The organism is Streptomyces sp. CA-142005 (assembly GCF_050942335.1).
In the GTDB taxonomy this organism is placed as follows: Bacteria; Actinomycetota; Actinomycetes; order Streptomycetales; family Streptomycetaceae; genus Streptomyces.
Window position 1 is genome coordinate 264,093 of record NZ_CP192079.1, and the last position, 11,073, is coordinate 275,165.

General features: G+C 69.2%; 10 protein-coding genes and 4 pseudogenes. 9 read left to right on the forward strand and 5 right to left on the reverse strand.

Translation table 11 applies throughout. From position 1 onward, the window contains the following. The first annotated feature begins 72 nt into the window (after positions 1-72). The 3 genes and pseudogenes from ACQPXS_RS47635 to ACQPXS_RS47645 all read left to right on the forward strand — a co-directional run. The gene (locus ACQPXS_RS47635) at positions 73-237 is read left to right on the forward strand and encodes a hypothetical protein (protein WP_433445850.1); all 165 of its coding nucleotides are present in this window, start codon (positions 73-75) and stop codon (positions 235-237) included. Between the two features lie 357 nt (positions 238-594). Beyond that, positions 595-1,014: a hypothetical protein gene (locus tag ACQPXS_RS47640; RefSeq protein ID WP_433456639.1), complete on the forward strand. Its 420-nt coding sequence runs from the start codon at positions 595-597 to the stop codon at positions 1,012-1,014. Then, positions 947-2,057 (forward strand): annotated as a pseudogene (locus tag ACQPXS_RS47645) (IS110 family transposase); the annotation flags it as partial. The gene ACQPXS_RS47640 and the pseudogene ACQPXS_RS47645, both read left to right, overlap by 68 nt. 71 nt (positions 2,058-2,128) lie before the next feature. On the opposite strand, the gene ACQPXS_RS47650 reads toward ACQPXS_RS47645, so the two are convergent. Both ACQPXS_RS47650 and ACQPXS_RS47655 read right to left on the reverse strand, forming a co-directional pair. Then, on the reverse strand, positions 2,129-2,668 hold the full coding sequence (locus ACQPXS_RS47650) for a GNAT family N-acetyltransferase (protein ID WP_433445851.1): 540 nt from the start codon (positions 2,666-2,668) through the stop codon (positions 2,129-2,131). Between the two features lie 297 nt (positions 2,669-2,965). Further along, positions 2,966-3,517 (reverse strand): hypothetical protein, encoded by a 552-nt coding sequence (locus ACQPXS_RS47655; RefSeq protein ID WP_433455632.1) that lies wholly within the window; start codon positions 3,515-3,517, stop codon positions 2,966-2,968. A 118-nt stretch (positions 3,518-3,635) separates the two neighbouring features. Here ACQPXS_RS47655 and ACQPXS_RS47660 point away from each other — a divergent pair. Beyond that, a pseudogene (locus ACQPXS_RS47660) lies at positions 3,636-4,006 on the forward strand (helix-turn-helix domain-containing protein); the annotation flags it as partial. 33 nt (positions 4,007-4,039) lie between these two features. Here the strand turns inward: ACQPXS_RS47660 and ACQPXS_RS47665 are convergent. Then, complete coding sequence (locus ACQPXS_RS47665; protein ID WP_433445852.1) at positions 4,040-5,275, reverse strand: IS110 family transposase; 1,236 nt, start codon at positions 5,273-5,275, stop codon at positions 4,040-4,042. A gap of 261 nt (positions 5,276-5,536) precedes the next feature. On the opposite strand from ACQPXS_RS47665, the gene ACQPXS_RS47670 reads away from it, so the two are divergent. The 3 genes from ACQPXS_RS47670 (at position 5,537) to ACQPXS_RS47680 (ending at position 8,800) form a co-directional block, all read left to right on the forward strand. After that, positions 5,537-6,049, forward strand: coding sequence for a hypothetical protein (locus ACQPXS_RS47670; protein WP_433445853.1), 513 nt, complete (start codon positions 5,537-5,539; stop codon positions 6,047-6,049). A 204-nt stretch (positions 6,050-6,253) separates the two neighbouring features. Continuing rightward, on the forward strand, positions 6,254-8,014 hold the full coding sequence (locus ACQPXS_RS47675) for a S8 family serine peptidase (protein ID WP_433445854.1): 1,761 nt from the start codon (positions 6,254-6,256) through the stop codon (positions 8,012-8,014). A 318-nt stretch (positions 8,015-8,332) separates the two neighbouring features. Further along, entirely contained in the window at positions 8,333-8,800 is a 468-nt protein-coding gene (locus ACQPXS_RS47680) for a hypothetical protein (protein WP_433445855.1), read from the forward strand. 60 nt (positions 8,801-8,860) lie between these two features. On the opposite strand, the gene ACQPXS_RS47685 is transcribed toward ACQPXS_RS47680, so the two are convergent. Then, positions 8,861-9,253, reverse strand: coding sequence for an aldehyde dehydrogenase family protein (locus ACQPXS_RS47685; RefSeq protein WP_433445856.1), 393 nt, complete (start codon positions 9,251-9,253; stop codon positions 8,861-8,863). Between the two features lie 422 nt (positions 9,254-9,675). Here ACQPXS_RS47685 and ACQPXS_RS47690 point away from each other — a divergent pair. Next, positions 9,676-9,843, forward strand: a pseudogene (locus tag ACQPXS_RS47690) (ATP-binding protein); the annotation flags it as partial. Here ACQPXS_RS47690 and ACQPXS_RS47695 read toward each other — a convergent pair. Next, positions 9,829-9,987: pseudogene (locus tag ACQPXS_RS47695) on the reverse strand (ATP-binding protein); the annotation flags it as partial. The pseudogenes ACQPXS_RS47690 and ACQPXS_RS47695 overlap by 15 nt on opposite strands. A gap of 254 nt (positions 9,988-10,241) precedes the next feature. On the opposite strand from ACQPXS_RS47695, the gene ACQPXS_RS47700 reads away from it, so the two are divergent. Further along, complete coding sequence (locus ACQPXS_RS47700) at positions 10,242-10,490, forward strand: hypothetical protein (protein ID WP_433445857.1); 249 nt, start codon at positions 10,242-10,244, stop codon at positions 10,488-10,490. Positions 10,491-11,073 lie beyond the last annotated feature (583 nt).

The window sequence follows — 11,073 nt, forward strand, 5'->3', positions numbered from 1 at the left end:
GAGAGCGACGATCATCACGGCCGCCTCGTGTATGGCGGGCCGCCCGGATCGATGCTGCCCGAGGCGGCCCTCATGGAACTGACCGGAGCGGTATTGCTGGCGCTGACCGCCTTCGTGCTCTCCTTCGGCCGTCTTGGCTCTCCACACACCCACCCGGTTTTGAAGGCTTCGGCACAGCCCGGGGAGATATCCAGGTCGAACGGTGCGTTCGCGAAGTGCTCCTTCACCGCGGGATGAGCCCGGCCGGCCACCGCCGCGGACGGAGATCCTTGTCGTCGTGCGGCGCCCGGTCCCAGAGTGCGCGGAATCAATCTCCGCACCAAGAAGGCGTTGACGGCCCTGCTCAGAGGCGCGATCGCCCTCGGCGGCTGGACCGTCTACGGGCTGGCCCGTTGGGGGGGGGCACTTCGCGATCACGCCGCTCTTCCTCGCCTGCGTCCTGCTGTTCGTGGCGATCACCGGGTACACCTGGTGGTGGTACGGAGACTCGGAGAAGGCGATCGCATTGCGGTCGAAGGCCGACGCCAAAGAAGTCGAGCGCACTGGCCGGTAGGAGACCGCAGGCCAACCCTGGCTGTCGGCATCTGCGGGACGATGAAGATCCACGCCGCGCCTGACGACTTCGAGTCCCCTGCCCCGGCCGTCGCCACATCGGTGGAGACACGGCTGCCCCGCTACCTGCGGAGCCTTCTGCCACACATGGCCCTCAAGGGTTGGGTGATGCCGCTCGTCTTCGCGGTCATCACGTCCCTGTTCTGGGCCTACAGCAGCAGCCAGGCGGATCTGACTCCGAAGAAGCATGCTTTCGAGGCCTACTGCTTCGCCGCGGTGACTGTGTTCTTCGTGCTGGCCCGGTTGTGGGTGGGCTGGCGGGTACGGCAGTTCCAGGCGGCGAAGCAGGGCCGATCCCTCGGCCTGGACACCCTCGCCGTCAACCAGCGAGCCCGACAAGCTCCTGGACCTCCGGGCCGAACACGGCGACGACCCGGAGAGCCCCATACCGGTGGCCATTGAAACCAGCCGCGGCCTGCTCGCGGCCGCCCTGCGCACCGGCAGCCGCAAGGTCTTCGTGATCAACCCCTCGCCGCCTCCCCCTACCGTGACACGGCGTCAGCCGCAAGAAGGCCCACCCCGGCGACGCGCTGGTCCTGGTGAACATCCTGCACACCGACATGCACGCCCACCGCCGCTGCCAGCTGATTCGGAACTCGCCCGGGCCATCACCGTGCCGGCCCGGGCCCGGCAGGACACCGTCTGGAGCCGTCAGCAGGTCCCCAACCAGGTCCGCTCGCTGCTGCGCGAGTACTACCCCGCCGCCCTGCACGCCTTCCAAGGCAAGGACGGCGGCCTGGACCAGGCCGGATGCCCGGCTGATCCTCGCCCTCGCCCCCATCCCGGCCAAGGGGTGCGAAACTCACCCCCGCCCAGCTGCGCGCCGCCTTCAAGCGCAGCGGCCGCACCCGCGCCTGTGACACCGAGACCGCGCGCCTGCGGGACATCTTCCGCTCCGAGTACGTCCGCCAGCTCCCGGCCGTCGAGGACGCGTAGGGCCGTCAACTCCTGGCCCAGCTCGTGCAGTTGGATGCCACCTGCCAGGCCACCGACGACCTCGCAGCAGCCACCGAGGCCGTCATTCATCAGCACGCTGACAGAGAGATCCTGCTCGGCTTCCCCGGCCTCGGCCCCCTGCTCGCGGCCCGCGTCCTCGCCGAGATCGGCGACGAGCGAAGCCGCTTCGCCGACGCCGAAGGACTCAAGTCCTATGCCGGCTCCGCCCCGATCACGGGCGCCTCGGGCAAGCAACGCTTCGTCGGCCGCCGCTTCGTCAAGAACAACCGGCTTGTGCACGCGGGCTTCCTTCGGGCTTCCCAGCCCTCCAGGCCTCGCCCGGAGCGAACGCCCATTACCGGCGCCGGCGCGAGCACGGTGACCGGCACAACGCCGCCCAGCGCCACTTGCTCAACCGCCTCCTCGGACAACTTCACCATTGCCTCCAGACCCGGCAGCCGTTCGACCGACAACGCGCCTTCGCGCCACTCCTTCAAACGCCTGCATGACCCGCAAGCCCGCCCGGCCTCGTCAACGAGAGCGACAGCACTTCGACAGGTCAGCGCTGTTGAGCGCGAGCTCAATGGCAGGGCACGACCGGGGACCGCTGACCGAGCCACTGCTCAGCGTCCCAGGCATGGAACCGCTCTACCTCGCAGAATCCCAGCTTTGCCGCGAGGCGCATCGAGCCGACGTTGGCGGTCTGGGTGTGGAGCACGACCGGCTCGCCGGGAAGGACGCCGCCGAACCAGTCGAGTGCCGCCGCGCAGGCCTCGGCGGCGTACCCGAATCCCCACGCCCGCGGCAGGAACAGGTAGCCGAGATCGACCTTCCCCGCGGCAGCCGGGCGACTGTGCTCCGGTGCTCGCCTGAGCAGGATCTGGCCGATCATTGCCCCGTCGAGATCGACGACGAAACTCCCGGGCCACCGCTCGGGCACCCCGGGCATCTCGCGCTCAACCTCCTCACGCGGCCGGGGCCCGCCGAGGTAGGTGTGCACCTCTGGCGACGCCAGCAGCTCGATGAATGCCGCACGGTCCCGGGCCTCGGGCTCACGGAGCACAAGCCTTGCGGTCCTGATCGGGGCAGGTGGCCAGGCGACGGGTCCGAGATCAGTCATGTCGGCCAGCCAATCAACAGGCTCAGCAGCGTTTCAAGACTCGCGGGAGGACCACAAGCAGTGGTGCGCGGATCCTTGCGGCCCAGGGCCTCATCAGCACGGGTCTGGGGATCAGCGCGTCTGCGACGCATCTGATGATCCTCGGTGACCACGCCGGCTGAGCTGGGTTGTCACCGCAGCGGACGGCTCGTCGAACACGGCAGCCACGACGAACTCATGGCCGTCAACGGGCGCTAAGACTTGTCCCGTAACGATCACGCAGACGGTGTCGCAGCCGGTTGTCGAACGGCTGCGGTGTCAGTCAAGGCCGGTTGCCCATGCCGTCAGCGTGGCGAAGTCGTCGATGGCAAGGCCGCATCGCGGGTCGACCCGGTGCAGCAGGGCGGGACCGTCGTGGTGCTCCATCACCCAGGTCCGATCCGCCTCTGTGATCTCGTCGTCGACCCAGGCGAACGCACGGCCTTGCGCCCAAGCGACGATCTCAGGCGTCTTCCAAAACACACCGCCCCCGGGCTCGGGCCGCCGCGAAGGCCAGCGAATGAAGGGCAGTTCGGGCAATCCCAGGACTGGTGCGACGAAGGCGTTGGCTTCTTCTTCCCACGTTGTCGCCCACACCAGGTCGAAGGGAAGCGCGTGCAGCGCCGGGCCGTGATCGGGGTTGAGCCACACCCGCAGCGGCTTCACGGGCTTGTTCGGCAGCCCCCACTCAGTCAGCCGGCGCCGCTCGGCGGCCTCCCAGCGAGGGGTCAGCAGGCGGTGCGTCTGATAGCCCTCGGGCCGACGGTGCGGCTTGGCGGCATACGGGTTCAGCGGTCCGTCCACGTCCACTAACAGCACTGGTCGCACCAGCTCATCCCCCTTGGTTCTGCATCGCACCGTACCGGCCGGTGACGAGACCGCCAAACACATTTCTGGCGGGTATTGATCTCCGCAGCTCTTGGCTCCGGGGTGGTGGGACGATCTTGACGTGGCAGCAGTGATCACGGCGTCTCAGCCGTCCTGGACAGGCCTGTTCACGGGGTTGAGCCCACGCTGCTTCGGCAAGCTGGTGTCCGCCCTGCACCGTGAGGGAGCGGACGCGGTCCGCCGAGGCCGACCGTGGGGCCTGCCCCTGGAGGACCGTGTCCTGCTGGTCGCGGCGTACTGGCGCACGAACGTGACACTGCGCAGCTGGCGCGGCTGTTCGGCATCTCGAAGTCCGCGGCCGATCGCATCATCAACCGCCTGGCACCGCTGCTCGCGCTGAGAGCGCGCCGGCGGTTCCGCAAGGGCACCGTGCTCATCGTGGACGGCACCTTGGTCCCCACGCGTGACCACGCAGTGGCCGAGCAGTCGAAGACATCTCATGTCGTTGAGAGGTCAAGTCAGTGCTCAGACGGTGAGGGGCAAAGGGGCTGGGAAGGCCCGGTCAGGGTCGTATGTCGTTCTGTTCTGCAGGCAGTGGTAGAGGCAGCCCAGGAGCTTGTTGAACAGGTTCCGCAGTGCGGCGGTATGGCGTTCCCCGCCGGATCGTCGCTTGTCGTAATGGCCGCGTGGAGCGTCGGTGCGGAGGGTGGCGAAGGCCCACATGTAGCCGACGCTGGCGAGTCGTTGGTTCTTGACGGTCCGGGCTACGACGACATGGCTACGACCTGAAGCGCGTGTCACGGGTGCCGCGCCGGCGTACGCCTTGACCGCCCTCGCGTCCGCGAACCGGGAGCGGTCGTCGCCGATCTCGGCAAGTACTCGCGCCCCGGAGAGCACGGACAGCCCTGGGAAGCTGGTGATGATGTCGGCGTCCGGGTGTGCGAGGAATGCTTCCTCCGTCGCCGCCGCGAGGTCGATGACACTGCTGCAGGCAGCGTTGACCTGCTGGATAAGTGCCGATGTCTGGTGCCCCATAGCTTCTTCGACCAGGGGCAGCTGGTGAAGCTGCTCGGCGCGGAAGATCTCCCGGAGCCGCTCGACCTCCTTTTCGATGCCGCGGCGCAGGCGGCCTGCCCGGGTGAGGAGTGCGCGCAGCTGGCTGCGGGTGAGTCGGGCCGCAGCGGCCGGGGTGGGGGCGGCTGTGAGCACCGCGCGTGCGTGTGCGGAGTCGAGTCCCGGCTTGCCCTGTCCGTGGAAGGCGGTGAGGGCGGCCGGGTAGTACTCGCGCAGATGGGACCGGAGTCGGTTGACCATCTGCTGTCGGTCCCAGACCGCGTCCTGCTGGGCGCGGGCCAGGACGGCAATGGCCTGCCCGGCCTCGCTGTCTGCGGGCAGCGGACGATGGGAGTGCCGGTCGGTGCGGAGAATGTTGGCCAGTACGCGGGCGTCAGCGGCGTCAGACTTGGCCCGCGAGACGCTGCCGCGGTCGCGGTAGCGTGCGGCGGCCAAGGGGTTGATCGCATAGACCTTGCGGCCGGTGGCTCGCAGCGAGGCGACCAGCAGCCCACGGGGAGTCTCGATGGCGACCGGGATCAGGTTCTCGGCGCTGTCGCCATGTCGGGCCAGTAGTTCCAGCAGGGCGTGGAAGCCGGCGCTGTCGTCGCTGATCCGCAACTTGGCCAACTGGCTGCCATCTTGGTCGACCAGGGCTATGTCGTGGTGTCCCTCCGCCCAGTCGATGCCGCAGAAGATCGCGCTCAACCTCTCTACCTCCCTTTTGTCGTGCACGTCGTTTCCCGGACGGAGCACGCGGCTACTGGCCCCGGTGCCGTCGCCATGCGTGTGCGGGGCGGGCGCCGTGACTGCGGTGACGGCCGGCGCGGTGACGTACTCCACCGCTTGGCGGTATGTCCAGGAATGTGTTCTTGGTCGGGTGGTGGTTTGCTGCTCGGTGACGGCGTCCAGGGCTGTCCGGTGCGCCGTTCTTCCCTGTTTCCCGGAGAGCTCAAGGAGGAGTTCCGCATGTCCGTGTACACCCCCCAGCAGATCAGCCAGCCGCAGACCCAGCAGCCGTACAGCCAGCAGCAGATGTTCGGCCAGCCCTCGATGGCGCAGCCGCAGTTCGGCCAGCAGCAGCCCTGGGGCCAGATGGGCCAGCAGCAGATCGGGCAGGTGGTCCAGCAGGCGATCCAGCAGGCCTGCCAGCAGGCGGGCCAGCAGATCGCGCAGCGGCTGCAGCAGACGCTGCAGCACATCCAGCAGGTCCAGCAGCAGCTTCAGCAGCAGGGCCTGGCCCACCAGGCGCACCCCTACCTGGCCGTCGCGCTGCACCACACGCTGCAGCAGGGCGTGCGCAGCGCGGTGGAGCAGTCCGTGCAGCAGGCGCTGCCGACCGCGATCCTGACGCTGGTGCAGCAGAGCCAGCAGGGCCAGCAGGGCCAGCAGCCGTGGGGCGGCGGCTTCGGCCAGCAGCAGTTCGGCCAGTTCCCAGGGCTGCAGCCGCAGTTCGGGCAGCTGCCGCCTCTGGGCCTGTGAGACACCCGGCCGGGCAGCGCGCTCTTCCTCGCGTGCGGGGAAGCGGGCCTGCCCGGCCGGATACCCCGCCGCGCCGGGACGTCGAGGCGACGGTGCGGCGATGGCCGGCCGGGCAGCCCATCGCCCCCGCTTCCCGGCCGGCGGCGTATGGATCCAGGGCGTGTGTACGACGACTCTTCGTATCTGAGATGGCGGTTGGCTTGTATGAGTGAGCAGGGCGGCAACGGTATGAAGCCGGGCAACGGCAAGAACAAGACCCCGCGTGCGCAGGGCGCGGCGGGTGAGGCCGGGCAGCCGGCGGCGGGCGGGCCTCACAGCACGGGCGCCGAACGCCGCGCGGCGCCGGAGGCCGGTGTGCCGGGTCAGCGTGTGCGGGCGGGGTGGGGCCGGTATCTGGTGGCGCCCCGGCCGGTGGGGCTGCTTGCGGGCGGGGTGCCGCCGATCGAGGCCTCGGCGCTGTTCAGGCTGCTGGAGGAAGACCCCGAAGTGGAGCCGGTGGCACAGCTGCGCCCGCCGCGTTCCCGCAGTGCGGGAACCATCGCGGAGCCGCACCCCGCCTGCCCCCCGGTCGCGGTCGTGAGGATGCCGCAGGAACGGGCCCGCGCCCTGGCCCAGAACCCACAGGTGGTCGTGGAGATCGACCAGCCGCTCTCCTACACCCCCACCCCGTCGGTGGGCATCGGCCCGGCGCCGATGATCGACCCCATGCTGGCGATCACACTGGAGGAGCCCGAGCAGCTCACGCTGCGGGTGGTGGGTGGCTACGGGGAGGCGGTGGCCGGGGCGCACGTGTGGGCGATCGGCACCGGCGGCCCGGCCCACGGCACCACCGACCCGGACGGGCGGCTGACGCTGACCCTGGCCGCGGACACCCCGGAAACGCTGCAGGCCCTCTACGTCCGCCCGGTGGCCGGCTACTGGCCGGCCCGCACCGGCACCCCCCAACCCGCGGGCGGGCAGGAGACGGTGGTGAGGGTGCAGGCGCTGTCGGAGACGTTCGAGGGCTTTCCCGGCAAGGCGCTCACCAGTTGGGGCGTCCAGGCGATGCGGCTCCACCAGATCCCCCCGACCTACCGCGGCCACGGCATCAAAATCGCGCTGCTCGATTCCGGGGTGAACACCGCCCACCCGGACCTGAAGGACACCGTCAAGCACGGGCACGACTTCACCAGCGCCCACAACGACACCTGGGGCCTCGATGCATGCGGGCACGGCACCTGGTGCGCCGGCATCATCGCCGCCGCGGACAACAACGCCGGCATCGCCGGAATCGCAGCGGAAGCCGAGGTGCACGCCCTGAAGCTGTTCCCCGGCGGGCACCTCAGCGACCTGCTCGAAGCAGTCGACTACTGCATCACCCACACCATCGACATCGCCCAGATCAGCCTCGCCTACCCCGTACGCTCCCAGCTGGCCGCCTGGAAACTCGCCGACGCACACGCCGCCGGCATCACCATCATCGCCCCGGCCGGCGACACCGCCGGCCCCCTCACCCAGCCCGCCACCCTGCCGGGAATCCTCGCGGTGGGGGCACTCGCGCACACCGGCACCTACCCCCCGAGCAACCCGCTCACCGGCGTACAACCGCCCTGGCCCGGCCCCTTCCCGGCACCCTTCACCCCCACCGGCCCAGGCGTGGACCTGGTCGCACCCGGCGCGGCAGTCATCACCACCAGCCTGGGCGACGGCTACACCGCCGCCGACGGCACAGCGATCGCCGCCGCCCACGTCACCGGGCTAGCGGCGCTGCTGCTCGCCCACCACGACCACCTGCGCACCCAAGCAGTACCGCGCACCGCAGCCCGCGCCGACCGCCTCTACCAGCTGATGCGCACCGCCTGCCGCCCCCTGCCCGCTACCGACCCGCGCCTCGGCGCAGGAATCGCGGACGCCCCCACCGCACTCGGAATCCCCGCAACCTGGCAACAGACCGACCACTACACAGCCACCGGACGGCGCACCTGACCACCCGAACCGACCACACCCCCCTGCCGCCCCACCGCCCCCCGGACGGCAGGGGGCGCGCAAAACAGCGGCCGGACCCGGTCAACCGAACAGACCGCGCACCCAGACCGTGCACACCCTCAACCACCAGGCCCCGGCACGCCAGGCAACCGCTCACACACCGCGGCTACTGAACTTGATCGGGTGATGTCGGGTCGTTCGGCTGAGCGTTGAGCGGCCTTCGAGGCGTGACCAGCATGGGGAACCTGTCACCCGAATGCGCGCTCGGTAACATCGCGTCGCCCGGATGAGGTTTCGCCTGACGAATCGAGTGAGCCCGTGAGTGACGATGTCCTCTCTGTCATTCCGACCGACCCGCACTGGCAGCCTGAGCAGGCCGCGGCTGAGCGTGCTGCGGCGCTCGTGGAGGACCTGGCCCCCGGGCTCCCCGACGGCGTCGACGTCGAGATTGACGTCACCTGGCACGACGCACTCACCGTTGTCGACTGTGGTCAGAATCTGGAGAAGATCGGTTGTCCCCAATGCGGCGCGTCGATCGACACCGAGTGGTGGGCTGACCTACTCGAAGCTCACTGCGACGACGGCTTCGCCACCCTCGCCGTGGTGGTCCCCTGCTGCGGCGCTGCGACCTCGCTGGACGAGTTGGAGTACGACTGGCCCTGTGGCTTTGCCCGATTCGAGATCGCCATCTGGAACCCAGAGCGCGTCTGGTTCAGCGACGAGGAACTGACTGCCATCGGGGATGCGCTCGAACATCCGGTGCTGCAAGTCAGGGCCCACATCTGACACAGGTCAGCCCGCGAGGAACCCGACATCACAAGTTCAAGTTCAGTAGCATGACGTCCTTCAGCGGCTGCCACTTGGGTCGTCCACGCCGGCGGCTTCAAAGGAACACCACGAGATCCAGGCAGGAGGCCGTGAGACATCCAACGGCCCCCTCTTGGCCGGCTCTCCCAGCCAAGAGGAGGCCGACGTGGACCAGGTGGAGAAGTCCACCGCGACCGCGCCCCGCTCGCGGAAGGTGTTACTGGAAGAGTCGCCGACGCCGCCCAACGGCACGTTGAGATCCAAGCCGGTGGCCGGCCGGCTGACCCTGACCACCCCCACGCGGACAGCCGCGGCGAAGCAATGGGCGGCGGCCAGGCCGCGGGTGCAGATGCCCGCGGCCAGGCCGTAGCGGGAGTCGTTGACCAAGTCGACCGCGTCGTCCAGGTTCGCCGCGGACAGTACCGCGGCCACCGGGGGCGAAGATCCCCTCGCGCCCCGACCGCGCTCTCCTGACCCAGGCCGCAGAGCACGGCCGGGGCGAGCATCAGCCCCTCGGGGACCTCGCCGCCCCCGGCGACGGTCACGCCCTCGACCCTGGCCTGCTCCATGGCGGCGGCGACCGTGGCGAGCTGCCGCGCGATAACCCCCGGGTCCATCGGGGCGCCGTCGTCCGGGCGGTAGCGGGCCGCCTCCATGGCCAAGACGGCGACGAAGCCGTCGCGCACGCCCGGAGTGCAGAACACTCGCTCCGGACGGTCCGGGACGGGAAGATCATTGGTGGCCGGGAGTACTGGACAGAGCCGGGCTCGGATCCCTCGCCGGAGCGGCGGGTTGCATCTGTGCAGCGGTTGTGACCAGGGTGCCCAAGCCCCCGACCTGCTGGTTCCTGGGGAAAGGCGTCCGTGGCCGTCGTCTCCAACGCATCGTTCGGAGGCTGGACGAGGACCTTCACCGATCCGCGGCTCTGCGCAGCGATCGTGGACCGGCTCACCTTCGGCGGCACCATCATCGAGACCGGCACCGACTCCTACCGCCTCGCCCGTCCCATCCCGCTCGGTTAAGACCTGGAACAGCAGTTCGGCGCCGCGGTGGTCCAGTTCCATGGAGCCGAGCTCATCGATCGCGAGGAGATCCACGCGGCCGTAGCGGGCGATGGTCTTGGTCAACTGCCTCTCGTCGACGGCCTCGACGAGCTCGTTAACGAGTCCCCCTTTCCGTGCCCCTCGCGAGCATCGACACTCACCGCACGTGTCGCCGCGTCCGACCCCGCCGCCCGCCGTCGGGGTCGATCACAGCGGCCTACGGCACGGTTCGCAGTATTCCTGACCTCCTCGCAATATGCCTCAAATCATGCGGATTCGGTGACATCATGAGTAATGAATTCCGCGTCATGACGGTCGTCCGACCAGGCGACACCCGAGCCTCTTCCTGCCTGCCAGTACGGGAAGGCGGTGAACACGTGAGCGACACCGAGCAGGAACCCACTGCGACCGAAGGAACAGAGGCGGAGACCACCCCCGAGGAGTCACCGGCCACGACTGAGACCGGCCCCGCGGAGGGCGAAGAGCCGACCCCCGAGGCGGCGGAGACGGAAACAGCAGCAGAGGAAGAACCAGCCCCCACCGAAGCCGAAGAAACCGAAGCCGAAGAACCAACCCCCACCACAGCCGAAGAAACCCAGGCCGAAGAAACCGCTACAGAGGAGTAGGAGAACGGCTGTGCGCGACGACCGTCGCGCACAGCCACGACGGCAGTCTCGAAAGCAGGCTCGGCACGCCCCTCAAGCAAACTCGCCGGCAGCCGGCTCGCTGCCCGCACCCACCGCTCACGCATCCCGCCGTGTGAGGACAGGACGTCCGGATACCTGCAGCACCGCCGATGCCACCACGGACGGGTCTCCGCAAGCCACCCAAGCGGGCCACCATCATCATGCCGTCAACGCTCTCCCGCACGCACCCCGCCACGACGCCAAGACCGCCCGGACGTTCACGCAGCACCACCTCGCCCGGCTCCTGATCATCCGCGATCTGCCGGTAGTCCCCCGAGTCGGGGCAACCCGAGAACTCGTACACCCAGCGGCCCATGCCCGCCATCCTGCCGGGAACAACAAGCACCCCACTGATCAGGCACGAAGGCGCTGGAGCGGATCCGCCCGAAGGGATGACAGACACTGCTGATCAGACAAGTCCACGCCCCCGAGGCCCTGGAGCCGTTGGTGATCACCTGACTCACGGATCTCGATGAGAAACGACGGCACTGTCGTGTCCCACGAACGCGGGACAGCCGGCCTC

Bases quoted from the DNA above. Each gene is read 5' to 3' on its own strand.
- ACQPXS_RS47635 (WP_433445850.1), top strand. From the start codon at position 73: ATGGAACTGACCGGAGCGGTATTGCTGGCGCTGACCGCCTTCGTGCTC.
- ACQPXS_RS47640 (WP_433456639.1), top strand. From the start codon at position 595: ATGAAGATCCACGCCGCGCCTGACGACTTCGAGTCCCCTGCCCCGGCC.
- ACQPXS_RS47650 (WP_433445851.1), bottom strand. From the start codon at position 2,668: ATGACTGATCTCGGACCCGTCGCCTGGCCACCTGCCCCGATCAGGACC.
- ACQPXS_RS47670 (WP_433445853.1), top strand. From the start codon at position 5,537: ATGTCCGTGTACACCCCCCAGCAGATCAGCCAGCCGCAGACCCAGCAG.
- ACQPXS_RS47675 (WP_433445854.1), top strand. From the start codon at position 6,254: ATGAGTGAGCAGGGCGGCAACGGTATGAAGCCGGGCAACGGCAAGAAC.